Source organism: Actinomycetes bacterium (assembly GCA_024222295.1).
GTDB lineage: Bacteria > Actinomycetota > Acidimicrobiia > Acidimicrobiales > Microtrichaceae > JAAEPF01.
This window is the reverse complement of the sequence record JAAEPF010000034.1, coordinates 132,858-157,923: the sequence shown is the minus strand read 5'-3', so window position 1 is coordinate 157,923 and position 25,066 is coordinate 132,858. Positions and strand designations below refer to the sequence as shown.

General features: G+C 66.4%; 22 protein-coding genes and 1 tRNA gene. 16 read left to right on the top strand and 7 right to left on the bottom strand.

Translation table 11 applies throughout. The features are described from left to right. Positions 1-4: 4 nt before the first annotated feature. Genes GY812_13345 through GY812_13335 form a run of 3 tightly spaced genes read right to left on the bottom strand, consistent with a single transcriptional unit; the run spans position 5 to position 3,794 of the window. Positions 5-721 (bottom strand): hypothetical protein, encoded by a 717-nt coding sequence (locus GY812_13345; GenBank protein MCP4436464.1) that lies wholly within the window; start codon positions 719-721, stop codon positions 5-7. 50 nt (positions 722-771) lie between these two features. After that, positions 772-3,354, bottom strand: a complete 2,583-nt coding sequence (locus tag GY812_13340; protein MCP4436463.1) for a sulfatase-like hydrolase/transferase — start codon at positions 3,352-3,354, stop codon at positions 772-774. Continuing rightward, on the bottom strand, positions 3,351-3,794 hold the full coding sequence (locus GY812_13335; GenBank protein ID MCP4436462.1) for an SRPBCC family protein: 444 nt from the start codon (positions 3,792-3,794) through the stop codon (positions 3,351-3,353). Before GY812_13335 ends, GY812_13340 begins: the two co-directional genes overlap by 4 nt. Before the next feature lie 66 nt (positions 3,795-3,860). Between GY812_13335 and GY812_13330 the strand changes: the two genes are divergently transcribed. Then, complete coding sequence (locus GY812_13330) at positions 3,861-4,946, top strand: DUF2855 family protein (protein MCP4436461.1); 1,086 nt, start codon at positions 3,861-3,863, stop codon at positions 4,944-4,946. A 35-nt stretch (positions 4,947-4,981) separates the two neighbouring features. Further along, on the top strand, positions 4,982-5,761 hold the full coding sequence (locus tag GY812_13325) for a maleylpyruvate isomerase family mycothiol-dependent enzyme (protein ID MCP4436460.1): 780 nt from the start codon (positions 4,982-4,984) through the stop codon (positions 5,759-5,761). A gap of 71 nt (positions 5,762-5,832) precedes the next feature. Here GY812_13325 and GY812_13320 read toward each other — a convergent pair whose 3' ends face one another. After that, positions 5,833-6,324, bottom strand: a complete 492-nt coding sequence (locus GY812_13320; protein ID MCP4436459.1) for a hypothetical protein — start codon at positions 6,322-6,324, stop codon at positions 5,833-5,835. 128 nt (positions 6,325-6,452) lie between these two features. Between GY812_13320 and GY812_13315 the strand changes: the two genes are divergently transcribed. The 7 genes from GY812_13315 to GY812_13285 all read left to right on the top strand — a co-directional run bounded on the left by GY812_13315 (position 6,453) and on the right by GY812_13285 (position 12,793). Further along, positions 6,453-7,508 (top strand): alpha/beta fold hydrolase, encoded by a 1,056-nt coding sequence (locus GY812_13315; GenBank protein MCP4436458.1) that lies wholly within the window; start codon positions 6,453-6,455, stop codon positions 7,506-7,508. 120 nt (positions 7,509-7,628) lie between these two features. Beyond that, positions 7,629-8,063 carry a nuclear transport factor 2 family protein gene (locus GY812_13310; protein MCP4436457.1) on the top strand — a complete coding sequence of 145 codons (435 nt, stop codon included), beginning with the start codon at positions 7,629-7,631 and terminating at the stop codon, positions 8,061-8,063. A 4-nt stretch (positions 8,064-8,067) separates the two neighbouring features. After that, the gene (locus GY812_13305; GenBank protein ID MCP4436456.1) at positions 8,068-8,859 is read left to right on the top strand and encodes an SDR family oxidoreductase; all 792 of its coding nucleotides are present in this window, start codon (positions 8,068-8,070) and stop codon (positions 8,857-8,859) included. A 518-nt stretch (positions 8,860-9,377) separates the two neighbouring features. Next, the gene (locus GY812_13300) at positions 9,378-9,905 is read left to right on the top strand and encodes a hypothetical protein (protein ID MCP4436455.1); all 528 of its coding nucleotides are present in this window, start codon (positions 9,378-9,380) and stop codon (positions 9,903-9,905) included. A 494-nt stretch (positions 9,906-10,399) separates the two neighbouring features. After that, positions 10,400-11,623, top strand: a complete 1,224-nt coding sequence (locus GY812_13295; GenBank protein MCP4436454.1) for an MBL fold metallo-hydrolase — start codon at positions 10,400-10,402, stop codon at positions 11,621-11,623. A 295-nt stretch (positions 11,624-11,918) separates the two neighbouring features. Next, positions 11,919-12,239, top strand: coding sequence for a hypothetical protein (locus GY812_13290; GenBank protein MCP4436453.1), 321 nt, complete (start codon positions 11,919-11,921; stop codon positions 12,237-12,239). 377 nt (positions 12,240-12,616) lie between these two features. Next, positions 12,617-12,793, top strand: coding sequence for a hypothetical protein (locus tag GY812_13285; protein MCP4436452.1), 177 nt, complete (start codon positions 12,617-12,619; stop codon positions 12,791-12,793). A gap of 75 nt (positions 12,794-12,868) precedes the next feature. On the opposite strand, the gene GY812_13280 is transcribed toward GY812_13285, so the two are convergent. Next, positions 12,869-13,609, bottom strand: coding sequence for a DUF429 domain-containing protein (locus tag GY812_13280; GenBank protein ID MCP4436451.1), 741 nt, complete (start codon positions 13,607-13,609; stop codon positions 12,869-12,871). A 503-nt stretch (positions 13,610-14,112) separates the two neighbouring features. On the opposite strand from GY812_13280, the gene GY812_13275 reads away from it, so the two are divergent. From GY812_13275 to GY812_13245, 7 genes are all read left to right on the top strand, one after another. Then, positions 14,113-14,185: transfer RNA gene (locus tag GY812_13275), tRNA-Arg, on the top strand. Between the two features lies 1 nt (position 14,186). After that, the gene (locus GY812_13270; protein MCP4436450.1) at positions 14,187-14,648 is read left to right on the top strand and encodes a nitroreductase family deazaflavin-dependent oxidoreductase; all 462 of its coding nucleotides are present in this window, start codon (positions 14,187-14,189) and stop codon (positions 14,646-14,648) included. Positions 14,649-14,820: 172 nt separating this feature from the next. Beyond that, on the top strand, positions 14,821-16,074 hold the full coding sequence (locus tag GY812_13265) for a cytochrome P450 (GenBank protein ID MCP4436449.1): 1,254 nt from the start codon (positions 14,821-14,823) through the stop codon (positions 16,072-16,074). 105 nt (positions 16,075-16,179) lie between these two features. Beyond that, complete coding sequence (locus GY812_13260; protein ID MCP4436448.1) at positions 16,180-18,543, top strand: arylsulfatase; 2,364 nt, start codon at positions 16,180-16,182, stop codon at positions 18,541-18,543. Positions 18,544-18,642: 99 nt separating this feature from the next. Beyond that, positions 18,643-20,070: a carotenoid oxygenase family protein gene (locus tag GY812_13255; GenBank protein ID MCP4436447.1), complete on the top strand. Its 1,428-nt coding sequence runs from the start codon at positions 18,643-18,645 to the stop codon at positions 20,068-20,070. A gap of 96 nt (positions 20,071-20,166) precedes the next feature. After that, positions 20,167-21,810, top strand: coding sequence for an NAD(P)H-binding protein (locus tag GY812_13250; GenBank protein MCP4436446.1), 1,644 nt, complete (start codon positions 20,167-20,169; stop codon positions 21,808-21,810). Positions 21,811-21,838: 28 nt separating this feature from the next. Then, positions 21,839-22,510 carry a protein-L-isoaspartate(D-aspartate) O-methyltransferase gene (locus GY812_13245; GenBank protein MCP4436445.1) on the top strand — a complete coding sequence of 224 codons (672 nt, stop codon included), beginning with the start codon at positions 21,839-21,841 and terminating at the stop codon, positions 22,508-22,510. A gap of 20 nt (positions 22,511-22,530) precedes the next feature. Here the strand turns inward: GY812_13245 and GY812_13240 are convergent, their stop codons facing one another. Beyond that, on the bottom strand, positions 22,531-23,247 hold the full coding sequence (locus tag GY812_13240) for a hypothetical protein (protein ID MCP4436444.1): 717 nt from the start codon (positions 23,245-23,247) through the stop codon (positions 22,531-22,533). A gap of 57 nt (positions 23,248-23,304) precedes the next feature. Beyond that, a complete protein-coding gene (locus GY812_13235) occupies positions 23,305-25,050 on the bottom strand; it encodes an amidohydrolase family protein (protein ID MCP4436443.1) in 1,746 nt (581 codons plus the stop codon). Positions 25,051-25,066 lie beyond the last annotated feature (16 nt).

Here is a 25,066-nt window from a genome sequence, read left to right as displayed (position 1 = left end):
AAACTCAGAACAGGACGCGCGTCGGGTCGCTCAGGGAACGCGCAACGTCATCGATGACCGGGTCCGCGATCAGCGCGTAGCGCGTGTCGTCGGTGACGTACGCGCGGGTCGCCAGTGCGTCGGCTACCTGAGGCGATATCAGGTCGAATCGGGCCTCGGCGAACCTACGGCCGTCGCCGATCACCCGATCCTCGACCCAGAGCCGGCCGATCCGGGTGGACTCCACTTCGGCGGCGAGGTCCTCGGTCGAGGCGTCACCGACCACCTGTAGCAGCAGGAGCTGACCGTCCCGAGCCCCGGAGACCTGCGGCGGTACCGGTGCGTCGTCCACCGGGAAACTGGCCAACACGACGGTGAAGTCCATCCCGGCTTCCTTGTGTTGTTCGTCCTTCTGGAAGTCGGAGTTCGAGCTCATCTCGACCATCGCCATGCGGTCGCGGTACTGGGCTATGGCGATGCGGTCCCACTTCCAGCCGTCGCCCACGAGGTGATGCAGCACCGGCGCCAAGAGCACGATCCGCGACCCGACGGCGGCCAGGTGTTCGTGCGGGGCGTACCGGTTGTCCGCCTCGATCCCGCTCAGCGTGGACTCGCGCCCGTCCGAGTACTCCGCCTGCTCGCGGTATTTCATGAGGTTGAGCGCCCACATGGGGCCCCCCGGCTCGTCCCGCTGGAACCATGTGGCGATGTAGTCCTCGTTCAGCTGTCCATACTTCGGCATGCAGTCACACTCCATCCTGGTGGTTCAACTGGCGATCGAAGTGAGAGGTCTCAGTGGCCCATTTCGTCCGAGAGGCGCAGCATCTCGCGCGCCACCATCGGTGCGGCGTTCTGGTTCTGGCCTGTCACCAAGTTCCCGTCCACCACCCAGTGGTTCGCGAAGGGGTCTCGGAAGCGGGTCTGGCTCTCGAAGTCGGCACCGAGACTTCGCAGCTCGGTTTCTGGGTGTTGCGGCGTGCTGTCGATCCCGAGCTCGTGCACCTGCTTGTCGGTAACAGCGGTCACGTGACGACCGGCCACCAGTGGCGAGCCGTCGGCAGCCGTGGCCTTCACGAGTCCGAGCGGGCCGTGGCAGACACCGCCGATGACCCGCCCGAGATCGTTGGCAGCCGTGATCTGGCGACCCAACTCCTCGGAGAAGCCGAGGTCGAAGGCGGCTCCCCAGCCGCCGGCGAGGTACACGATGTCGTAATCGGCCATGTCGAGCTCGCCGACCGCCAGGGACTCGGTGACCTTCAGCCTGAAGTCATCATCCGCGAGGAATCGGTCGCATGCCTCGGTTCGCATGACCGCCCGCAGCGACGTCGGGTCCACGGGAATCACACCACCGGCGGGGCTGGCGACGTCGACGGTCATCCCGGCGTCGAGGAAGGCGTAGTACGGCACCGTGAGCTCGCTGGCATAGACCCCGGTTGGCTTTCCGACGTCGAGGACGGCGTGGTTGGTGGCGATCACCAACGCCCTCCGGCCCGTTGCGTCGACATCGACTTGCTCGGTGTCATCCGGGTGCATGCCGACGCGCTGCAGGACCTTGCGAACCGCGAGCGCGGGCAGGGGTGGCTTCTTCACGGGTGGACCTCCGGTGGGAGTTCGGGCGGCGTAGGGCCATGGCTGGTTGCGATCGGGAACGACGCCTCTGCGCTCGACCCCGAGCCTGTCCGAGAGGAGTTCGAAGACAGCTCGCGCATCCGGGTCGTCGGACCGGTTGCACATCTCGTTGGGATCGTCGTCCAGGTCGTACAGCTCCCACTGGTCGGGCAGGGGCGTCGAGCGGTACAGCTCGCCACCCTGACCCGTTCCCGCAAGGTGCCGTATGCCCGGCTCAGTCCAGGTGGCCGGGTCATCGAAGCTGCGCACGATCTTCCAGAGGTGACCGGCGCCCTGGTCGGCATCGGCTGTGTCGACCCTGCTCACGATGCTCTCGAAGTTCGCCGCTACGTGTGCCGGCACCTGGATCCGCAACGGAGGCGGCTGTGAGTCGACCAGACCGATCCGCCTGGCCAGCCCGCTGGCCCCCGAGTCACCCTCTGGCATGTTGTCCCGTGTCATCGCGTACACCGTGCGCGAGGTGTCGGGCTCGGCACCGTCGACCACGGGCATGAGGTCGCGACCCGGCAGCTCGTGCAACTCGCTGAACGCGTCCGCCATCTCCTGTGCGACCTCGGCGCGGTCGATCCCCGCTGCGGCGAGCAGGGTGGGCAGCAGGTCGACGTGGGAGGTCGGCGCGTCGTCGACGGCCCGCGAGGTCGTAGCCTCCCGGCCGACCCGGGCGATTACGAACGGAACGCGTGTGGCCTCGTCGTAGAGGTTGAACCACTTCTGGTGCAGTCCTCCGTGTGCGCCCAACAACTCGCCGTGGTCGGAGCTGCGCACGATCACGGCCTCGCCGGATCCGCCGTCGGTTATCGCGCGTCGGACCCGGTCGAGTGGGCCGTCGGAACAGAGGTGCAGTCGGTAGTACAGGTTGCGGTATTCCTGGGCATGCCCGCGGTACGACCGCTCAACCGCCGGCGCCGGTCCGTAGGTCGTGGGATACGCGGCTCGGTACGCGATCTGTGCCGCCGGCTTGGTGGCCAGGTCCTCGTCGTAGCTGGGCGACGGGGGAATATCCGGGGGGTTGTCGGGATCGGATGCGAACGGGTTGCCGGGTCCGAGCCGACCGAGCCAGCCGGGCGTGTAGACGATGTCGTGGGGGTTGACGAAGCTGACGACGAGCAGGAAGGGGCGCAATGCATCCACTTCACCGGCACGCCGGCGTGCGTAGCGGTCCTCCAGCCAGGCCACTGCGCGGTCCGCGTATATCGGGTCGCACACCAGTCCGGATTGCGAGGGCTTGCCGCCGTGAGGCTCGGGTCCGACCCAACCGGAGAACCCGAACTCGTCGAGCCTGTCCGCATCCAGGTATGCCTGCACCGCTGCGGGGTCGACCACGCCGTGGTCGTCGTGGGTCGCGAGCCCATCGCCGGTTGCCGGGTCTGTCAGGTCGGCATGGGTCATGTGCCACTTGCCGACGTAGTGGGTGTCGTAGCCGCCGGCTCGGAACCAGTGTCCGAGTGTCGGCACCTCGCCCGGTCGCAGCCAGCGCATCCTCGAGTCGTCCTGCATCTTTCCCAGGCCGTTGGTCTGGGTGACGCCGTGGACGTCGGGATACTGGCCGGTGAACAGCGTGGGGCGGCTGGGCACGCATGCGAGAGAGCCCGTGTAGTGCCGGCGGAACGACACGCCATTGTCCTCGAACCACTGGGCGCCTACCAGCTTCTGGCGCCGCCAGTCCGCGACGGGGGCCGACTCGTACGGTGGCGCGGCCCGCTCCTGGTCCGTCAGGAGTACGACGACGTCTGGACGGCTCGTCACGACGGGACCTGCTCCAGCTGTGCCTTCAGACCGGCGAGCATCTGCCGCGAAGCCCGCGCCATCACGCGACTCGCCACTCGGGCGACCACCTTCTGTGGCGGTCGGGCGCCGGCGTCGACATGGCTCGTGAGGGTGACCCTGGTCGAACCGTTGTGGCCCTCGAGCTCCCAGCTGTTCGTGACCGACCTCAGAACGGGAGGTAGCCCTTCGACGCGGTACGCGAGTCGGTGGCCCGGATCCCAGTCGACGACCCTCTCGAGGAGCCCATTGCGGCCGACCTGAACCCGCCGCACCGCACCAACACCGTTCTCCTGCTCGGTCGTGAGACACGAGTGGGCCACGTTCGGCGCCCAACGACTGATGGCACCGAAGTCCGCCAGGACCTCCCACACCACGTCCGACGGACGTGCCACCTCGGACCGCTCAACGATCTCGACCACACCATCACCCTAACTTATGCGTGCATCACTGGCATATTCGGACCCAACAACGGTACTGTCGCCGCCATGATGTTCGAAGTCAGCCGTCAGGATCTCCGCCAGACCCGAGCAATCCGCACCCCGCAGGCCGATCTCGCAGATGGGCAGATCCGGCTCTCGGTAGAGCGGTTCGCGCTCACGAGCAACAACATCACCTATGCCGTGGCCGGTGACATGCTCGATTACTGGGGGTTCTTCCCCGCAGAGGCCCCATGGGGTCGCATCCCAGCCATTGGACTTGCGACGGTGACAGAGTCCTCCAACGCCGACATCCACGTCGGTGGCCGCTACTTCGGCTTCTACCCCATGGGCACGGAACTCGTCATCGATGCCAGCCCGCGGGGCGAGCACGGCTTCCGCGACGCCGGCCCCCATCGCGCCAGACACGCTGCCATCTACACCGACTTCCGCAACATCGAGGAAGACCCCGACTTCGACCTCGAGCGCGTGGACGAGTACCTGCTGCTCTACGGCATGTTCATGACTTCGTTCCTCGTCGACGACCAGCTGGGCGACCGCACCTTCGAGGGCGCCACCTCCACGATCGTCACCAGCGCCTCCTCCAAGACGTCCATCGCCCTGGCGACATGCCTTGCGGGCCGAGCCGACATCTCGGCAATCGGTCTCACCTCAGCCCGCAACCGGGCGTTCGTCGAGGGCCTCGGTCTCTACGACCAGGTCGCCACCTACGACGAGGTCGACGAACTCGACGCCTCGGAGCGCACCGGCATGGTCGACATGGCCGGCAGCTCGGAGATCAGGGCTGCTGTTCACACCCACTTCGGCGATGCGTTGGCCTTCTCGATCAATGTCGGCGCCACACACTGGGAAGAGATGCCTGCCGGCGAACACGACATACCGGGCCCCAAACCGGAGTTCTTCTTCGCCCCCGGGCAGGCGGCGAAGCGGGTCGAGGACTGGGGACCAGCAGAGCTGCAGGCTCGCATCAACCATGCCTATCGCCGCATGGTCGATCAAAGTACGCAGTGGCTCAGGATCGAGCACCGCCAGGGATCGGAAGGGATCGAGGACACCTACCGCGACCTCCTCGAGGGTCGAGCCGAGCCATCGTCAGGGTTCGTCTGCTCGATGCACACCGGACACCTCTCCTGAAACGACGAATCCGGACACCCGATCGGAGCGCCTTAATGGTCGACATGGATGACACCGCGCTGACAGATTGGATCGTGGAGTCGGCAGGCCGACTCGCGGAGGTCGCCGCCATCGTCGGATCACGCGAGCCGGTGCCGACCTGTCCCCCGTGGACGATGCGCCAGCTCGTCGCCCACGTCATATCGGGACTGTCGGGTTGGTACACCCACAACCTCACCCACGGCGACCGGCCGATCGACTTCGAGTCATCGTGGAACTCGCAGCCGCCGCTCCCCAGGGGCAACGCCGAGCGGCTCGGCTACCTGATGCGGGTCGCGGAGGACTTCTCCGAGTTCGTGGCCAGCCGCGACCTCGACGCGCCCTGTTACGTGTTCCAGCACCGCCGGACCGCCCGGGGCTGGGTTCTGCGTGCGGCGACCGAGACAGCCGTTCACGTCTGGGACGCCGAGGAGGTGTTGGGTGAAGTCACGATGCTCCCTGCGGATCGGGCAGCCACCTCCATCGACGAGACCCTCCGCTACATGTGGCCCGGCGCGCTTCTCGTCACCAAGCAAGATCCGCGTGGCGAAGGTCTTCCGGAAATGCCCGTCGGGATTCGCGCCGTCGACCTCGATCGCGCATGGCGGGTGGGCAGAGGAGCGGACGACCTCGTCGTCGAACTCATCGATCCCGGCGAGGCGCTCCCGGCCGACTCGGTCACCGGCGAGGCCAACGACATCGTTCGCTGGCTGTTCGGCCGCATCCCCACGACCTCACTCGCCGTCACCGGTGACCAGGGCGTGATCGAGGCCTGGAACCTCAGCGCCGCCACTTGAGAGCCTGCCGGGCCACCGCCGTGCCCTGGCACCCGCCGGCGAGCGATCACGTCGAGGGCAGCGGTCGAGGCCTACTGCGGCACCTCGTCGACCGGGCCCAGATAGCGGGACCGGGTCTCGGTGCCGGCATAGACCCAGACGAGCCGGCCGTCCTCGACTGTACGGGTGACCTCCACGGGAAGGCCCACCGGCCGCAGGAAGTGCACCCCGTCCTCATAGGTCGCAACCACCGTGATGGGAGTGGTGAAGTCGAACTCCGCAACGTCGTTCACTCCGTTCTCCTCGGTTCCGTCGGCTCGCCCGTCGTGCACGACACCGCCTGCGGTCACGACGAAGCGGTCGCCGCACTGCTCGATCCGTTGGCGCAAACCCATCATCGGGTGGTCCGGCGAAAGGGCGCCGTCGGCGACGACCTCGGTCACCTCCCACCAGCCCCGCAGGTCGGGCGCCCCCTTGACGATCCCCTCGCCACATCCACCCAGAATCGGATCCGGCACTTCGTCGTACCCACCGCTCGGGGTGTGGGCGACCGGGATCTCGTCAGCTGCCTTCCATCCGCTCATGATTGTCTCCTTCTCATAATTGCCTCCTCGTGGGCCGACCGGCACGGCCCGCAACAATTGCTAGTTTAATGCGCAATAACCCGGTCGTGTTCGCCCGGACGACGTTCCAACAACCCGAGAAGGCTCCGATGCCCGATGAAGCCAAGCTGCCACCCGATGTGACCGGCACCGAGGACGAGATCCACTGGACCCCCTCGGGGCGCCCCTTCACGCGTACCGACGATGAAGCGTTCAGCGATCTGCCCGGCTACCCGTGGGAACCGAACTACGCCGAGGTGGACGGCATGCGCATGCACTACGTCGACGCCGGAGATCCCGGAGGCGAGACCGTCCTTCTCCTCCACGGCCAGCCCGATTGGTCGTATCTGTACCGCCGGATGATCCCCGTACTCGCCGACGCCGGCCTGCGGGTCGTCGCACCCGACCTCATCGGCTTCGGCCGCTCCGACAAGCCGGTGCAACTCGACGACTACCGCTACCTCCAACACGTCGCCTGGGTCGAAGAGTTCCTCGACGCAACCGGGCTGACCGACATCACCGTGGTGGTTCAGGACTGGGGATCGTTGATCGGGTTGCGGTGCGTGGGCAACAACCCGGACCGGTTCGCCCGAGTGGTAGTCGCCAACGGCAACCTCCCGGTGCTTCCGGAGGGTTTCGCCCCTTTCACGGTGCCCGACTCGCTGGAACCCCAGGATCTCGAGTACCCGTTCGTCGTCGGCGGCGGGGGCGAACGCCAAGGCATGGCTGTCTTTGGCGAGTGGATCAACTACGCCATGGTCGGCAAAGACTTCATGCCATCAGTCGGGATGCGAGCCGCCATAAATCGTGACGACATCACCGACGCCGAGATCATGGCCTATGACGCCCCGTTTCCCACCCGCCTCCACATGGCTGGTCCTCGGATGTTCCCGTCGCTCATCAACACTGTCGGCGAAGCGCCGACCAACGAAGCGGCCCGGGCCGCACTCGACGCCTTCGACCGACCCGTGCTCGGGATGTTCGGACTGCTCGACCCGATCTTCGGCGACGAGGCCTCTCGCGACGCCACGAGGGTCCAGATCGCCGGCGCAGAGGGCCAGCCCCACCGCGACTACCCGGACGCCGGACACTTCATCCAGGAAGACGCCGGCCCCGAACTCGCCCGGGCAATCGCCGACTGGATCCACGACACCCCGATCGATTGACATGTGACACGCCGGGGTCGAAGGCGCCAACAGCGACTTGGCCATCCGGTCCCGAACGGAGGATGGGTGGACCACGGCGGGCGGACCACGGCGGGAATGAGGGTCCCGTACGCTGCCCGGATGAACGATGAGGCCCTGGTGCGAGCCGAGTGCGAAGCCCTTGTGTTCCGATACTGCGTTTTGGTGGATTCGGGCGATGCCGCCGAAGTGGTCGACCTGTTCACAGACGATGCCATCTGGTCTGCGCCTGGCATCGAACTGCGAGGGCGGGATCAGTTGCAGCGCGGCTTCGAGGCACGCCAGCGCCGAACCGACCGGGTATCGCGGCACGTGTGCACGACCTTCGACCTGTCCCACACCGAGACCGACCGCGCCGAGGGCACGGTGTACCTGACCCTGTATCGCCACGACCTCAGCGACGGTGAGCAGCGCCCCGCTCCCCTGAACGGCCCGGCTGTGGTCGGCGCCTACCACGACGTGTTCGAACGAGGACCCGACGGTTGGCGTATCGCCCAGCGGCGCCTCGTGGTCGACTTCGTCGCCAAGGAGAGCTGAGCCGATGGACCTGACCGAGCGCCTGGCTGGACGGCGCGTTCTCGTCACCGGTGGTGGCACGGGGATCGGAAGGGCCACCTGTGTGCGCCTGGCCGAGGAAGGAGCGGCCGTCGCGGTCACCGATGTCCGACCCGAAGAGGCGGCCGAGACGGTTCGGCTCGTGGAGGCCGCCGGAGGCTCCGCCACCGCCTACGAGCTCGACGTCACCGACGAATCCGCCACCCAGCGCGTACTCGCCGAGGCATCGGAAATGATGGGTGGCCTGGACGGGTTGTTCGCCAACGCGGGCATCACCACCGGCGGACGGATCCAGGAGCTGACGCTCGACGACTGGCATCGGGTGATCGCAGTGAACCTCACCGGCCCGTTCCTGTCGATCAAGCACGCGCTCCCGTACCTGATCGAAAGCGGAGGTGGCGCCATCGTTGCGACCGGCTCGGTCTCCTCGGTCGTGAATGGGCTCGGGGGCGGCGCCGTCTCCTACAAGGCGTCCAAGGGTGGTGTGTTGCAGATCATCCGAGTGGTCGCCACAGAGCACGCCGACGACGGCGTTCGAGCGAACTGCGTCTGCCCCGGCTTCGTCGCCACGAAGATCGTCGACCACGCGATCGAAACCGCCGACGCGACCACCACCCCCCGGTCCGAGCACCGACCTTCCTCCCGGGTGCGCCCGCCGATTAGCCGCGCCGGCGATCCGTCGGAGATCGCGTCAGTCGTGGCGTTTCTGCTCAGCGAGGATGCCAGCTTCATGACCGGCTCCGCCGTCATGGCCGACGGCGGGTACACCTCTATCTGAGGCCGATGCCTAGGAGGTGAGTGCGGCGAGGACTCCGAACCTCATGTGACCGAAGCGTTCGAGGTTGTCACCAGGTCCAGGTAGTCACGCAAGCCGAAGGCTCACCTGCGTTGCGTGGTGTAGTTGCCTTCGGACACTGACTCGACCGCTTGCACCAGGGGTCCGGCTGTGTGAGCATTTGTTAGTTATGGGGGAACGACAACGAATCAGTGCACCGCTGCACATCGGTTTGGCGGGCATTGCCCGCAGCAGCCAGACAGCGCTGACTGAGCGGCTCGACCTCGGCAAACCAAGGCTCCCAGATAGTTACGGAGACTCCAGTGGCTAGGTGGGACTCGGAGACTCACGTTCCAGCAGCGGACCCGCGAGCGTTGGCAGCGCTGGGCCTCTGGCGCCAAACCGGCGATGCGAAGCCATGGGCTGAATGGCTTCGAACGATTCGCAACGAGTTGGACGACGAGACCGGCTCTTCACTCGAGTACGTCCGTACGACATGGCCTCCGCTGCGGTTCTCAGCAATGACCCTCGATGAGATGGAGGAGCTTGCCAATGCATCCCGGCCGATCTTGGCTGAGCTGCTCGGCCAGAGCAAGTCCTACGACCCTTGGCCCGTGTCGACATCTTGGTGGATGAACCAAATCCAACAGGGCCAGTACGACGCCTCCTCCTACGTAGCCCAAGAGGCGACGATCGGCTCCGACATCGAACGACCCAACGGTGCTCGGATCATCTCCGCCGCGCTGGGCTTGTTGCAGGGTGTCCACGACCTGAACGAGGTCTACTACGACAACCATGAGGTGTTGATGGACGACGCCAGCATGGAGGGCGTCAGGCTGATCCGCGAGATGCTTCTCCGGCTCGCTGATCTGGCCTCAGACGATGCTGCAATCGGCGCCCACCTACTGGTCAACAGCGGTGAACCGGTGAAGATACGCGAGCACCTCATCGCCGAGAACGAGCGGCTCCGCTCAAGGGTCGGCGAACTGGCCGACCGGGTCGAGGCGGCTGAGATCGAGTTGATGAAACTCGACACCCCCGATCCCTAGCCGCAGCGGTCGAGTCCCGTGTGGGACTGGTGTGCGTGGCACCTTCGGGCTTGGGACTACCCCGCAGACCTACGCCAGCGAGGCGGTCCGGCAGTTGACCACTGGTTGGTGGCGCAGGGCCGTGCTGGCAGTGCCACCACCTGTAGCCGGCGGGGACGGTGATGCCAATCTCTCCGGCGCAGCGGGCGCTGCAGGTGTTGACCATCGCCTCGGAAGATCGCATCGGTGAAGATGACCTCGAGTAGATCGGCCGAGTCGATCGACTCCAGCGCCGCAGCCGAATACTTCACCACTTGCATGACGGGGCTCTCTGAACCGAGTAGGAACTTCTCCATGGAGAAGATCGAGATCGATGCGGGCGGGATGCGGTTCGCGGCCCCCGCGGCCGGGAGGGAGGGACCCCGGCACCGTCGAACGTCTCCGCGAACACGCCGGGGAGGCGACCCGCACACGAACCAACTGGAATTGACCCGACGATTCGAGGGAGTGCGCTGATGGTGCTGTCCGCGACCGAGGACCCGAGGACCCTGGCACCTGGGATTCACCTCCTTCCGACTCAGGGCAACAGTCTCGGCATCGAGACCGCCGAGGGGGTGGTGGTGATTGACGCCGGTCCGGGCGGGGACGTCACCGAGCGGATGATCGAGGTGCTGCGCTCCTACACAGAGGTACCGGTGCGAGCGGTCGTCTACTCGCACGGCCACCTCGGCTACAACACCGCCGTTCCGCGATGGATGGACCACGCCACCGAACGCGGGGATCACCTCCCGGAGCTCGTCGCGCACCGCCGGGTGATCGACCGTTACGACCGCTACCGCGAAACCCGCGAGCTCCAGAAGCTCCTCGCCGGCATCCAGTTCGGTGTGCCCCCAGCAGCCCTCGATCCCCTCATCGACCTCACCGACCCCACCACCACCTTCGACGACGAGCTCACGATCGATGACGCGGACCGACCGATCGTCCTGCGCGCGGCGCCGTCGGAGACCGATGACGCCCTCATGCTGTGGCTCCCTGAACAGGGCATCCTCTATGGCGGGGCGGCGACCCCGGGCGCGTCGATACCCAACATTGGCACGCCCCTGCGCACCCAGCGGTTCACCATTCGCTGGGCCGAGACCCTCGAGGAGATGCACGCCCTTGGTGCCGACATCCTGGTCCAGGAGTTCGGACCGGTGGTGAGCGGCGCCGGCAAGGTCGCCCGGCAGCTGTCGGCGATGGCCGAGGCCCTGCGATGGGTGCGGGTCGAGGTTGTCGACCGCATGAATCGGGGTATGACCGATGTGGAGATCATCGGCGAGCTCGACTACCCGACCGAGCTGTTCGACCACCCGTACATGGCCGAGGTCTACGGCGCCCGCGACTACATCGTTCGCGACCTATACCGGGAGGAGAATGGATGGTGGGCCTCCCGCAACCCCACCGACCTGCACCCACCCCACCCCGACCGAGCGGCGTCAGCGATCCTGGATGCCGTCGACGCCGACCAGGTCATCGCCCACGCGGTCTCCGTCGCCGACAACGGCGACCTCCCCACCGCCTTGGCCGTCATCGACCTCGTCGCGTTGGCTCCCGGAGACGACCCCTCCATCGCCACGGCCCGGGCCCACAAGGCCGACTGGTGCCGCCAACTCGCCGACGACTGCAACATCTTCGTCTCGGCCTCGCTCTACCGGTCAGCGGCCAAACTGCTCGACGAGGGACGTACCCGCTGGTCCTAGTCAGGGGACGTCGGCTCTCGAGCGCGCAATCAAGGGCATATGCCGGGGTTGGCTGTTTCGAACTCACCCAACTTGGTCAAGGGCGGATCGAACGAGACACCCCACCGGGAATCACCCGTCTGGTCGGTTTCGATCTGCCAAGTCGACCGGCCCCGCCCCCGCAAGGCCACCTCAGAGGCGAGTACGGCGCACCTTCGCGTTCCTCACGATGGGTACTTCAACGGCGCATGGTTCCCTAGAGAGCGACCACGCGTCCACATAGGCTCAGAACCACGCTGGCACTGTGGAGGCTCACATGACTTGGTCTGACCCCGTCACCCGATTCGACGGAACGACGATCAGCTACACCTACGACAACGGCTGGGAGTTCCGCAACACCTTCGAAGGCAACGTTCGCGTCACCATGACCCCTCGACGCGGCGAGTTGCGCGAACCGGTGCAGATCCGGGAGCTTCGCCCCGAGGTTTTCCTCGTCTCGTGGATCGACGGGGAAATGGGACTTCTCGCGCAGATCATCGATCTCGAGAACGGGACGATCCTCGCCGCAATCCCGTCCGAGGACGAGCCCAACAGCAGTGAGATCATCAGCGCCACGATCTCGAGCTTCGACGGATGAAAGCCGTCAGACACACTCCTCGTCCGGGACGTGCCGAGGTCGCCCGGGCGACGTTGGACGGCACCACCAAGCCGTCGCAGTCGCCGAACACTTCGACAGGCGCATCACGCGGCTCCGGGCCATGTAGGACTACCTCCATGAAAGAGACATAGCCAGGCTCGTCACCGTGTCTGATCCCAACGAGTCACCCTTCGGCAGGTTCGATGCCGGACTCGGGATGTTCGTCACCACCATCGGATGCCCAGCTGTGGTCATGGGCGCCGAGACAGCGACACGCAACCCCTAGATGCAGCGGACACGCACCGCGCCCACGGCTGGACAATGCCACCGCTAGATGGGCGTCGTTCGTGGCTCCGTCCGCGGTCGCGTTGACCTTGATGTGGCTGACGGGCGGAATCCTCCCCATCGGTCGCTGGTCAGAGGACGACTGGAACCTGTTCGAATCCGATACCGACACCGAGGAGCTGTTCGAGACACCGCTCGACGAACTGAACACCGACCCCGCCGACGGCGAGTGCGACTTCGACCGGTTCCTACAGGACCCCGACTGCTAGGCATCCGCGGGGCCGCCCGCCACACACGAGCGATCCGGCCTCATCATGACCTGTTCAGTGTCAAGCGATGAGCAGCTAACTGGTCACTTCGCCAAGCGTTGCGGTCGGGGTGTGGATCCATCCCTCGCGCCGCGCGCGAGCGCGGTGCTCCGAGCTCGGCCTGAGCGTCTGGTTACGGCGGGCTGCTCTGGCTATGCACGCGCACACGAGCGAGTCGAAGTCGTCGTCAGTCCAAGCTCCCGATTCTGCGAGAATGGTTGTGCCCAAGACGCTGGTGGACTCAGCGAACTCCCCGATCAGACCTTCCAGGACGGGTCGGTTCGCTGGCCCCTTGTAGCCGCTGGATTGCAGACCCCAGGCCTTCAGAGCACTCGCGGGATAGGTCTCTACCACCGCGCCCGCAACCCCGGATCGGTCGACCTGCACGCCACGTGCGACCAGCAGGTTCTGCAGTCGGGCACCACGCATAGCTGCAACACCGATGCGATCCGTGGAGACGCTGAGGGGACGAGCACCCTTCGCGATCTCGGACAGGTCCGTCAAACGGAACCTGAGAGCCTCGCGATCCTTTGGTGGATCAACCTCAACCGGTGGCCAACCGTTGCGGTCGCGGTGAGCGGTGATGGCGTCGATGAACCCGTCGGGCCACCCGAGCGGAACATCGAAGCCGGCGACGTCTGCTTGCTCCACAGCGTCGATGATCTGCTCATCGGTGACGGGCCGCTCGTGGACCACGATCTCCAGACCTGCCCAGTCGATCGCACACATGCCGGTCTTCGAAGGATCCGCAGACAGATCGACACCGACGGTGAGCACATGACAACCATTCCATAGCGGTCAACGTGTTGGCCGTCGCAGCAGATCCTGCGCGGTCCCTGTGACCAACCCGGGACGGGAACTTGGGAACCGTCAAGACTTCTTGGGTGCTGTGAGCGACCCTTACGGGTCGATCCGCTTCGCGGAATTCGGGATCCACATCTCGGTTACACCCCACGTTCGCGCACTACCTGTGCCACTAGAGATGTTGAATCACACGTTCGACGACCCGCTCGGGATCCTCGTGTTCCGTTGGAGAGCAACTAGTTGGATAGGTACTCGCCGTCCTCCTGAGCCTCGTTGTCTGATTCGCAGCAGATCAGAGTGGAATCCTGTCGGGTCAAGTGCAGCCTTCTTCCGTCAAGAGGCGGTGGTGGAGACAGGTCTGCAGAATTCGAGATGCTTGGAGGTCAGCGCAGAGGTCAAACCGACCAACCCTCGGCGATCATCCACGCGTGCGACTGCTAGCGGCGCTTGGGATTGCAGCTACTCTCGCCGCTTGAGCCCCCGTAGCTCAGGGGATAGAGCGTCGGTTTCCTAAACCGTGCGTCGCAGGTTCGAATCCTGCCGGGGGCGCATGGTGATGCTGAACGACCTGTTCACCCCAGCCAACCGGCTGGTGGTCTGGTTGCTCCGCTCACCAATTGGTGGACCGGCCACACGCGGACTCATGGTGCTCGAGTACGAAGGCCGATCCAGCGGGCGCAGGTACACCATCCCGGTGGGCCACCAGCGCGACGGTGACTCGACGATCGTGTTGCTCTCCAAGCCAGAAGCCAAGAACTGGTGGAAGAACTTCCGCGAACCATGGCCGGCACGACTCACCTTCCACAAGGAACAGGTCGATGTGTGCGGCGTGCTGGTGACGCCCGATGACCCTGAGTTCTTCGAGCGGGTAGACGCCACGCTGCAACGACTGCCGTGGATGGGAAGCCAGCTCGGCGGGTTCAAGTACAGCCGCAGGGCCGGGCTGACCGAAGCCCAGCGCGCCGTGGTGGCCGAACATGCCGCCGTTGTCCGGGTCGACCCCGTTTCCTGACCTCGCAAGACCGCGAGACGATCGAGCCAGTCGCGCACCTCCCGCAGCGCATCGTCGGCTTCGGGCAACAGCGGCGCCAGCGCCTCGTGCCGGTAATCGCTCGCTGTATCTCGTCGGTCACCACCGGAGCCTCACACGCCGATCGCGGCCCGCCCACCAAAGGAGGAATACGGTGGCCGGGCAGACGCCGACGACCCTGGAGGGCAAGGGCATGAGGCTTGCGGACTTCGCACCCGAAACCGCCGACTTCTACCAGCGCGACCCTGACACCGCGTTCGCCCGCCTTCGGGCAGACGATCCGGTGCACTGGTACGAAGACGGGCAGTTCTGGTGCATAACCCGCCACGAGGACATCCGCGCGGTGTCCCGGGCGCCCCGACTCTTCTCGTCAGCCCGCGGCCTGTTGATGTTCCAGATTCCTGTGGCGCGCGAGGGCATGGAACTGCACACCGCCGGTATCGAGAGCGCGAACACGATCCTCGAGATGGATCCGCCCGAGCACATCCGGCACCGCCGGCTCGTCACCAGCGCCTTCAAGCCCAGTTACGTTCAGCACCTGCAGACCCGGATCCGCGAGATCGCACGCTCAACGCTCGACGCCTGCGACCCAACCGGCGAGGTCGACTTCGTCGAGCAGGTGGCGGTGCCGCTTCCGATGCTCGTGATCGCCGAGATGATCGGTGTCCCCGGTGATGACGTGGCGATGTTCCGCCAGTGGTCCGACTCGATCATCGAGGTCGGCGGAGGTGGCGGAGACGAGCAATCTGCCGAACACCTCGCCGAGCTCTGGGCATACCTGGGCGTGCGGGTCGAGGAACATCGGTCCAGTCCACGCGACGACATCATCACGCTGCTGCTCGATGCCGAGATCGACGGTGAGCGGCTCAGTGAGGACGACCTGCTCATGTTCCTGATGACGTTGCTGGTCGCCGGCAACGAGACCACACGCAATCTGATCGCCGGCGGAGCACGGGCACTGGCGGAGCATCCCGACCAGCGCGTATGGCTCGCCGAGGACCTGTCGCGAATCCCGGTGGCCGTCGAGGAGATGCTGCGCTGGGTATCACCGGTGCGCAGCTTCGTGCGGTGCGCCACCGCCGACACGACGGTCGGCGGCACGGCGATCTCCGAAGGTGACTACCTCGTGCTGTTCTACGGGTCGGCCAACCGCGACGAGGTGGTCTTCGGCGACAGTGCCGACCGTTTCGACGCGTCGCGGGCCGACGCCAACCGGCACCTCGCGTTCGGCATCGGCGAACACCACTGCCTGGGCGCCGCGCTCGCCCGGATGGAGGCGCAGGTGATGTTCGAGGAGCTGCTCGAACGCTTCCCGACCTGGGAACGGGCAGGCGAGGTCGAGCCACTGGAATCGTGCCTGATGAATGGCCTCACACGCATGCCGGTGCGGCTCCAAACGTCTCGGTGAGCGGTGCGGCCGGGGGTTCGCGGTCCACTGGGCGGACAGCTCTGATAAGCATCCCTGAACCACCCGCAGCCACGCGGGAATGACGAGGCGCCGAGGAGTCCCCAGATGAGTGAAGTCGACCAGAGTCGGGTCGTGTTGCCGATCCCCGATCGCCCGTACGCAGGTGACATCACGTTCGACGCCAAGGATCCCGAGTCGACCTTTCCTCCGATCGAGCCGCTCCGTCCCCCGGCGGGCGCGCCCAACGTGATCATCGCCCTGATAGACGATTGCGGCTTCGGGGCATCCTCGGCCTTCGGTGGTCCGGTCAACACGCCAACCGCCGAGCGGCTCGCCCAGCAGGGCCTGAAGTACAGCCGCTTCCACACGACCGCACTGTGCTCCCCCACCCGTCAGGCGCTGCTTACAGGCCGCAACCATCACGCCGTGGGCATGGGCGGCATCACCGAGATGGCCACCTCTGCTCCTGGCTACAACTCGATCCGCCCGAACTCCGCGGCACCGCTCGCCGAGACACTGAAGCTCAACGGATACTCGACCGCCCAGTTCGGCAAGTGCCATGAGGTGCCGGTGTGGGAGACCAGCCCGATGGGTCCGTTCCGTCAGTGGCCCACCGGTAGTGGCTTCGAGCACTTCTACGGCTTCATCGGCGGCGAGACCAACCAGTACTACCCCGCCATCTACGAGGACACGGTGCCCGTGGAGCAGGACCGCTCCCCCGAGGAGGGCTACCACTTCACCGAGGACATGACCGACCATGCGATCGAGTGGGTCCGCCAGCAGAAGGCCCTCATGGCCGACAAGCCCTTCTTCATGTACTGGGCGCCCGGAGCCACCCACGCCCCGCACCATGTGCCCGAGGAGTGGTCTGCGAAGTATCGCGGCGCATTCGACGACGGCTGGGACGCAACCCGCGAGCGCACCTTCGCCCGCCAGAAGGAACTGGGAGTCATTCCTCCCGACGCCGAGCTGACCGAGCGCCACGAGCAGATACCCGGCTGGGACGAGACGCCGGATGACCTCAAGCCCGTACTCGCACGCCAGATGGAGGTGTACGCCGGATTCCTGGAGCACACCGACCACCACCTCGGCCGCCTCGTCGACGCCGTCGACGACCTCGGCGTGCTCGACAACACGATCGTGTACTACATCATCGGCGACAACGGAGCATCCGCCGAGGGCACACCCAACGGCACCTACAACGAGCTGCTGTCGCTCAACGGTGTGATCGGTGTGGAGACCGCCGAGTTCATGGCCGAGCGCATCGACGCGTTCGGCACCCCGGAGGCGTTCAACCACTACGCCGTCGGCTGGGCACACGCCATGGACACGCCCTACCAGTGGACCAAGCAGGTGGCCTCCCACTGGGGCGGCACCCGCAACGGCACGGTGGTGCACTGGCCTGCCGGCATGGAGTCACGCGGTGAGGTGCGCAACCAGTTCCACCACGTAATCGACGTCGCTCCCACCGTGCTGGCCGCGGCCGGGCTTCCCGAGCCCCAGGAGGTGAACGGTGTCGCGCAGATGCCCCTGCATGGCGTCGACATGGCGTACTCGTTCGACGAGGCAGGGGCCGACGACACCCGGCGCACGCAGTACTTCGAGATGTTCGTCAACCGCGGGATCTACCACGAGGGATGGACCGCCGTGACCCGCCACAGCACACCGTGGCTGCTGGCCGAGGAAACACCACCGATATCCCAGGACACCTGGGAGCTGTACGCACCCGACGACTGGACCCAGGCCCACGACATCGCGGCGGACAACCCCGACAAGCTGGCAGAACTGCAGCGCTTGTTCATGATCGAGGGCACGCGGTACGGCGTGTTCCCACTCGATGACCGACGCGTCGAGCGGTTCAACAGCGACCTGGCCGGCCGCCCGCTGCTGATCGAGGGCAACTCGCAGCTGCTGTTCCGTGGCATGAAGCGCCTGTCCGAGTCGAGCGTTGTCAATGTCAAGAACAAGTCGCACGCAGTGACCGCACAGGTTGTCGTGCCAGACGGTGGCGCCGAGGGTGTGCTGATCGCCCAGGGCGGCCAGTACGCGGGCTGGTCGCTGTACGTGCACGAGGGCAAGCCTGCGTACTGCCACAACATGCTGGGCCTGGACCAGTACAAGACGTACGCGGATCACACACTCGAGCCAGGCGAGCACCAGGTACGCATGGAGTTCGACTACGACGGCGGTGGGCTCGGCAAGGGCGGCGATGTGCGCCTGTACGTCGACGGTGACCAGGTCGGCACAGGCAGGGTCGAGGCGACCGTGCCCAACGTGTACTCCGCGGATGAGACGACCGACCTCGGCGAGGACACCGGCACCGCTGTGAGCGACGACTACGCGCCCGGCGACAGCAGCTTCAACGGCATCGTGCGGTGGGTGCAGATCGACCTCGGAGACGACGCCGACGACGCGGATCACCTCATCACGCCCGAAGAGCGCCTCAAGATTGCCATGGCCCGCCAGTAGGTGCGGTCTGCGGCCGGCCTCGCCGGGACATCACCAAGTGAACGCTGTTAATCTGAGGCGCTCGCGCACACGCGCGAGCCGAACTGCCGTGGGGGCGCCATGACCCGTGTATCCGAGCTGACCAGCCACGTGACCAACGACGTCGGCAACCACTACCTGACCGGTGGGTGGGAACCGGTGAGTGCCGAGATCGACGAGCCAGCCCTCACCGTGAAGGGTGAGCTGCCGGCAGGTCTGCGCGGGAGCTTCATCCGCAACGGCCCCAACCCGATGTTCGAGCCGATCAGCGAGTACCACATGTTCGACGGCGACGGGATGCTCCACGAGGTCGCCTTCGACAACGGCAAGGCCTCCTACCGCAACCGCTGGATCCAGACCGCAGGCCTCGGCGTGGAGATGCGAGAGGGCCACGGCATCTATCCCGGACTCGGCGACATCGCGAACTGGCCCGACCAATCGGTCACCGGCGACGCCGGCCCGGTGAAGAACCCGGCCAATACGCACATCATCCGCCACGCCGGGCGCTACTTCGCCCTGTGGGAGGGTGGCCTGCCCACCGAGGTGACCGCGGACCTCGAGACCATCGGCAACTTCGACTACGACGGCCAGGTCGACGGCGTGATGCCTGCGATGTCGGCGCATCCCCGCCTCGACCCGCGCACGGGCGAGATGTTCTCGTTCCGCTACTCGCCCTTCCCGCCCTTCATCCAGTACTTCGTGATCGACGCCACCGGCAACCTCGTGCACAAGGTCGACATCGACCTGCCGGCACCCGTGATGATGCACGACTTCCTCATCACCGAGCAGTACGCGGTGTTCCTCGACTCCCCGATCGTGATGAACATCGGGGGCGACGACGGTGGGCCGGTTGCCAAGTGGATGCCGGAGAACGGTGCCCGCTTCGGTGTGATGCCCCGCATGGGGACCGCCGAGGACCTCAAGTGGTACGACATCGACGTCTGCCACGTGCAGCACTTCTGGAACGCGTGGGACGACGGCGACCGCATCGAGTTGCGCGGTGCGCGGTGGACCGCAGTCGACTTCGGCTACGAGAGCGACGGCTCCTCCGTCGAGGTCGATCCGGCCCTGCCCGCGAAGTTCTGGATCGACCGGTCCTCGGACAAGGCCGGCTGGGAGCACTTCGACGACCTTGGTGGCGAGATGTGCCGGTTCAACGACGACTTCAACGGCGTCTACAACCGCTACGACTACATGGCCGCCCACAGCCTTCCCGAGGCACATCTCGGCGGATTCGACTCGGTCGCCCGCTACGACGCCGAGACCGGTGAGCGCCAGGTCTGGGACTTCGGCGGCGAGCGGTACGTGGGCGAGCCGGTGTTCGCGCCGGATCCGGCGTCGTCCGACGAGGCCGATGGTTGGCTGCTCGCGCTCGCCTATGACCGCGGCGCGGCTGTCGGCGAACTGCACGTGTTCGAGGCCAGCCGCATCGATGACGGACCCATGGCCGTGGTGGGCATGCCGCAGTTCGTCGGGTCGGGCTTCCACGCCAACTGGTTCCCCGCCTAGCACCACCAGCACCATCCGGTCGAGGCGATCCGAATGAACAGCGCCGACTACGGTCGGTCCGCTGCGCACATCCAGCGACAACAGGGGATACGCGAAATGAAGGTACTCATCATCGGCTGTGGGCTCGTCGGCAAGGAGCTCGCCCGCCAGCTCCGTGACGGGGGCCACCATGTCACCGGCACCACGACCACGCCCGGCAAGGTCGAGGCGCTCAAGGAGTTCTGCGACGACGTTGCGGTGCTCACCGGTGGCGACGCTGAGGCAGTTGCCGCGGCTGCTGAAGGAGCCGATGCGATCGTGATCGCAGCCGGCCCCTCGGCCCAGCAGGCCATGACCGTCGAGCAGCGCCAGCGCACCTACCGCCAGGTCCTCGTCGACACGGCCGAGTCTGTAGCCGCCGTGCCCGGCAAACCGTACCTGGTGATGCTGTCGTCGCTGTCGGTGTACGGCGACGCCGCCAATCACCTAGACCTGATCGACGAGGGCTCGCCCCTCACCGAGTCCGACGACCCGAGCCCGGCGATGTTCCAGCTGGCCGAGCGCACCTACCGCAGCGAAGCCGAGGACCGCACCGCCATCTTCCGGTGTGCCGACATCACCGGCGGCGACGACCCGCCGATCATGGACAAGATCCGCATGGCCCACCAGGTGCTCGGCGGGTCCGTGCCATTCCACGACGAGGCGTTGTTCTACCGGGTGCACATGCTGGACGTGGTGGGCGCTGTGCGCTTCGCGCTCGAGAACCGCATCGTCGGCACCTTCAACCTCACCCACCCCGAGGTCGCGCCTCCGATGCAGCCCTTCTTCGACAAGCTCTGCGAGTTGGACGGCCTGCCACCCCTCGAATACCGCAACGAGCTGAAGGCCCCGACCAAGCCGGTGTCGGTGGACGCGCTCCTCGCAACTGGATTCACCCTCGAGCACACCGAAGTCGAGTCTCTGCCCGAGGAAGGACAGGCCCCTCCGCCGCCGGAGACCCCGCCGCTCGACCACACCGGCCGCGAGATCGTGCACGGCCTGCTCGGTCGCATCATCTCTGACCTCGGACTCACTGAGGAGACCGGCGACGACGGCGACGCCCTCCTGCCGCTCGAGGCGATCGGCGGTCCGCTCGACGGTGAGCGCATCGGCGAGTTCCGCGTGTTCACCCGCAACGACGGCCTCCGGGTGGTGCAGAGCGCGATGTCGGTGGAGCTGTTCGGCATGGACACCCACCAGGTGTATGCCTTCACACCTGCCGACAGTGCCATTCCGCACTTCTTCGTCGACACGGCCATCAGTCCCAACACCGACGGCACCTTCCATTTCGGCCTCGACCTCGCTCCGCGCCTCGACCTCGGCGCCAGCCTCGACTATACCGAGGCGGTCTACGGCCCGCTCACCGACATCCGCTCGGAGGCGCTCGGCCAGCCGGGTGTGATGCCCGTACCGTCACTCGGCCCGCTCCAGTGGTCGATCCGTTCACCCTGGATGGCCGCCGCGATCGTGCAGCCCGACGACCTGCGCAAGCTCGCAACTGTCGCCGACGCCTACCTCGACCAGTGGCTCCGGCTCATGGCCAACGGCCTTCCCGCGGCAGCCGGGGCAGACGCCGCGTGGCAGGACCCGGGCGAACGCGACCGCCGCAACCGCGCCGCCATGTTCTCCCCACGCACCAACCCCGTGTGGATGCTTCTCGACCGCCTCGTGGGCGCCGAGGCCGCACAGGCAATGCGTGACCTGCTGACCGCCCAGTCCTGAACGGCACAGAACTGGTAGACCGGGCAGCATGGTCGATGAGGCCGACTCCCAGGCCGACGCCTTGCGGACCCGCCGCGAGCGGATGGTCAGGCGAACACTGCTCGACCGTGGTGTGCGCGATCCGAGGGTGATCGATGCGATGCGCACAGTTCCCCGTGAGCTGTTCGTGGCTGACTGGCAGGGCGACTCCGCGTATGCCGACCATCCACTTCCGATTGGCCGCGGCCAGACGATCTCCCAGCCATACGTGGTTGCCTTGATGGCCGAGGCCGCCGGCATCACGGACACGTCCCGGGTGCTCGAGGTTGGAACCGGATCTGGCTATGGCGCCGCGGTGCTCGGGGCCATCGCCGAACAGGTCGTGTCGCTCGAGCGCCACTCGAGCCTGGCCGAGCAAGCAGCTGGCGCCATTGCCGCCGCCGGCTTCGACAACGTGGAGGTCGTGCACCACGACGGCACCGAGGGGTGGCCGGACGAAGCGCCGTACGACGCCATCGTCGTGACTGCAGCTGCGACCGAGGTCCCCGAGGCGCTGCTGTCCCAGCTCGCTGACGGGGCGCGCCTCGTGATCCCGGTTGGGAGGCAGGGTCGGTCGCAGCACCTGCTCAGAATCACGCGCCGAGACGGAACATTCGACGAAGAGGACCTGGGGCTCGTCGCCTTTGTGCCGCTGGTTCCGGGGCCCACACCCGACGACTGAAGCCGCGCCCTGGCTGGGGTTCAGATCGGCTCGTCGTCGTACCAGTCGCGGTCATCGCGCACCGGCGAGCGGAACACGACGACTATGCCCAGCACCGCGCCGACAGCAGCGGCGGCGGCGCCGAGAGCGAACAGCCAGCGCTGCCAACCGGGCGCATCGGTGGCGCAGCGCAGGGATCCCCGCGCATCGCGCTCGAAATCCCCGATCGTGACGGGCTCGTCACCGGTGGTCACGAAGCCGGGGTCGAGCTCCTGCGGGTCGAACCTGACGAGTGTGGATGCGCAGCCAAAGGAGGCCTCAATCACCCACAGACCTGCCGTGGGCTCGGCGTCGAGTTCGGTGAGCGTCTCGAACCCGTCGGGCTCCTCACCGAAAGGCACGACCGTTGGCAGTGCATCCGGGTCGGTTCTCTGCACGACCCAGGTGCCGGGGATCACCGGATCCTCCCGCGAGGTCTCCTCCGAGCCGGTGATCTCGAAGAGCCGCAGCGAGCCGAGTTCGCCGGCGGCATCTTCGGGAACCACTACCGCCAAGCCCGTGCCTTCGGGTCGCCCGACCGCCACCTCGGGCGTGACGTCTGCGCAGCTGACCAGGCCACAAACCCCGTCCCGCAGCAGGCCGGGCAACACCATCGCGAGAACTCCTCCGATCACCAGCGCGATGGCGGCCTTCGTGAGGGCGCGTGGCCGCGAGGGAGGATCCTGTGCCTGGGGGGTGTCTTCCTCCGTGTCAGTCATCCGGAGTCGATGCTAGAGCGCGCAACAGCGCTTGCCGACACACGCACCCTGACAGGGTCAAGGTGTCTGCCGGGTGCCGCGGATCAGGCCACCGGGCAGGTTGCCGGTTGGCTCGCCGTCGATGACGGTCGGTTCACCGGATTTCACGGTGTAGCGGTATCCCTCGGCTGTCTGCATCAATCGGCGGCCGCCTGCGGGCAGGTCATGCACGATCGTCGGTGGATGGCAGGCCAGCGCATCGAGGTCGATCAGGTTGAGGTCGGCCAGGTAGCCGGGCGCCACCACACCGCGGTCCAGCCAGCCGATGTGAGCCGCGGTGCGCTGGGTCTGGTGGTGCACGATCTGCTCGATCGGCATCGCGTCACCGTCGCGCCTGTCGCGTGCCCATACCGTCAGCGCGGAGGTCGGCATCGATGCATCAGAGATCGCGCCGCAGTGAGCCCCGGCGTCGGACAGCCCGAACAGGGAATTGGGCGACGTAATCATGTCGGCGATGTCGTCGAAGTTGCCGTTGGCGAAATTGAACAGCGGCAGGTAGACGAGTTGGTTGCCGTCGGACCCGAGCAGCGTGTCGTAGAGCAGCGAGGCCGGGTCCACGCCCGCGCGGTTCGCCTGGGCTCCCAGTGACCGCTCCGTATTCATCTCGTAGTCGACCGGATCAGCCAACTGGAACATCACCTCGAACCCGCCGACGATCTGGGACACGATTCCCGGCTCCAGCCCGTCGAGGAGTTGGGCATGCTCGGCCAGGATCCGTCGCTTGCGCTCCGGATCCCGCATCGCGGCGATGCGCTCCGGAAGGTCGAGCAACGCGATCTCTCCATAGGAGGCGCAGAAGAGGAACGGATTGGCCGTGGCCGTCAGGCCGATCAACACCCCGATCGGACGGGGAGCGACCTGGGCCTTCACATCGTGGCCGGCGGCGACCATCGAGTCGACCCAGTCCATCTGCTCACGCCAGCGATCGGGCGCGTGGTACGCCTGCTGCATCGTGAAGCTCAGCGGCCTGCCGCTGGTCTCCACGAACCGTGCGAGCAGGTCCACCTCATGGCGGAAGAACTCATCGTCGTTGGTCTGGTACAGGTCACTGATCAGCTGCACGACACCCGTGCCGGCCTCGCGCATCGCCACAGCAACGGCGAGCAACTCGGCGTCGGAGGCCGTGAGCGTGGGGATGAAGTCGCCCAGGCTCGTGCGGTGCACTTCGGTGCGGCTGGTGGCGAATCCGATGGCTCCAGCTAAGAGCGCCTCGCGCACCATCGATGCCATCTCGGACAGCTCGCCCTCGGTTGGGGCCACGGTGTGGTCGGCCCCTCGCTCCCCCATCACATACGTGCGCAACGCCGCGTGGGGCACGTGTGCGCCGACGTCGAGGGTGAAGGACCGGGCATCGAGAGCATCGAGGTACTCCGGAAATGTCTCCCAGTTCCACGGGAGGCCCTCGGCCAGGGCGGTGCCCGGGATGTCTTCCACACCCTCGAGCAGCGAGATCAGCCAGTCATGCTTGTCGGGTGCGGCAGGAGCGAACCCGACCCCGCAGTTGCCGATCGCGATCGTCGTCACGCCGTGCAGGCAGGACGGCGCCACCGTGGAGTCCCAGGTGACCTGACCGTCGTAGTGGGTGTGGATGTCAACGAAGCCGGGGGTGAGCACGAGCCCATCGGCCTCTATCACCCGGGCACCGTTGGCAGCCACGTCACCGACTTCGATGATGCGGTCACCCTCGACCGCCACGTCCGCGTGCCTCGGCACTGCTCCAGTGCCGTCGACCACGAGCGCGTTCTTGACCACCAGGTCAGCCATTTGGTCCCCCTTGTAG

Excerpts from the sequence above, each read along its gene's own strand:
- GY812_13345 (MCP4436464.1), bottom strand. The coding sequence starts at position 721 with ATGCCGAAGTATGGACAGCTGAACGAGGACTACATCGCCACATGGTTC.
- GY812_13330 (MCP4436461.1), top strand. The coding sequence starts at position 3,861 with ATGATGTTCGAAGTCAGCCGTCAGGATCTCCGCCAGACCCGAGCAATC.
- GY812_13325 (MCP4436460.1), top strand. The coding sequence starts at position 4,982 with ATGGTCGACATGGATGACACCGCGCTGACAGATTGGATCGTGGAGTCG.
- GY812_13320 (MCP4436459.1), bottom strand. The coding sequence starts at position 6,324 with ATGAGCGGATGGAAGGCAGCTGACGAGATCCCGGTCGCCCACACCCCG.
- GY812_13315 (MCP4436458.1), top strand. The coding sequence starts at position 6,453 with ATGCCCGATGAAGCCAAGCTGCCACCCGATGTGACCGGCACCGAGGAC.
- GY812_13310 (MCP4436457.1), top strand. The coding sequence starts at position 7,629 with ATGAACGATGAGGCCCTGGTGCGAGCCGAGTGCGAAGCCCTTGTGTTC.
- GY812_13305 (MCP4436456.1), top strand. The coding sequence starts at position 8,068 with ATGGACCTGACCGAGCGCCTGGCTGGACGGCGCGTTCTCGTCACCGGT.
- GY812_13300 (MCP4436455.1), top strand. The coding sequence starts at position 9,378 with ATGACCCTCGATGAGATGGAGGAGCTTGCCAATGCATCCCGGCCGATC.
- GY812_13295 (MCP4436454.1), top strand. The coding sequence starts at position 10,400 with ATGGTGCTGTCCGCGACCGAGGACCCGAGGACCCTGGCACCTGGGATT.
- GY812_13290 (MCP4436453.1), top strand. The coding sequence starts at position 11,919 with ATGACTTGGTCTGACCCCGTCACCCGATTCGACGGAACGACGATCAGC.
- GY812_13285 (MCP4436452.1), top strand. The coding sequence starts at position 12,617 with ATGTGGCTGACGGGCGGAATCCTCCCCATCGGTCGCTGGTCAGAGGAC.
- GY812_13270 (MCP4436450.1), top strand. The coding sequence starts at position 14,187 with ATGGTGATGCTGAACGACCTGTTCACCCCAGCCAACCGGCTGGTGGTC.
- GY812_13260 (MCP4436448.1), top strand. The coding sequence starts at position 16,180 with ATGAGTGAAGTCGACCAGAGTCGGGTCGTGTTGCCGATCCCCGATCGC.
- GY812_13255 (MCP4436447.1), top strand. The coding sequence starts at position 18,643 with ATGACCCGTGTATCCGAGCTGACCAGCCACGTGACCAACGACGTCGGC.
- GY812_13250 (MCP4436446.1), top strand. The coding sequence starts at position 20,167 with ATGAAGGTACTCATCATCGGCTGTGGGCTCGTCGGCAAGGAGCTCGCC.
- GY812_13245 (MCP4436445.1), top strand. The coding sequence starts at position 21,839 with ATGGTCGATGAGGCCGACTCCCAGGCCGACGCCTTGCGGACCCGCCGC.
- GY812_13240 (MCP4436444.1), bottom strand. The coding sequence starts at position 23,247 with ATGACTGACACGGAGGAAGACACCCCCCAGGCACAGGATCCTCCCTCG.
- GY812_13235 (MCP4436443.1), bottom strand. The coding sequence starts at position 25,050 with ATGGCTGACCTGGTGGTCAAGAACGCGCTCGTGGTCGACGGCACTGGA.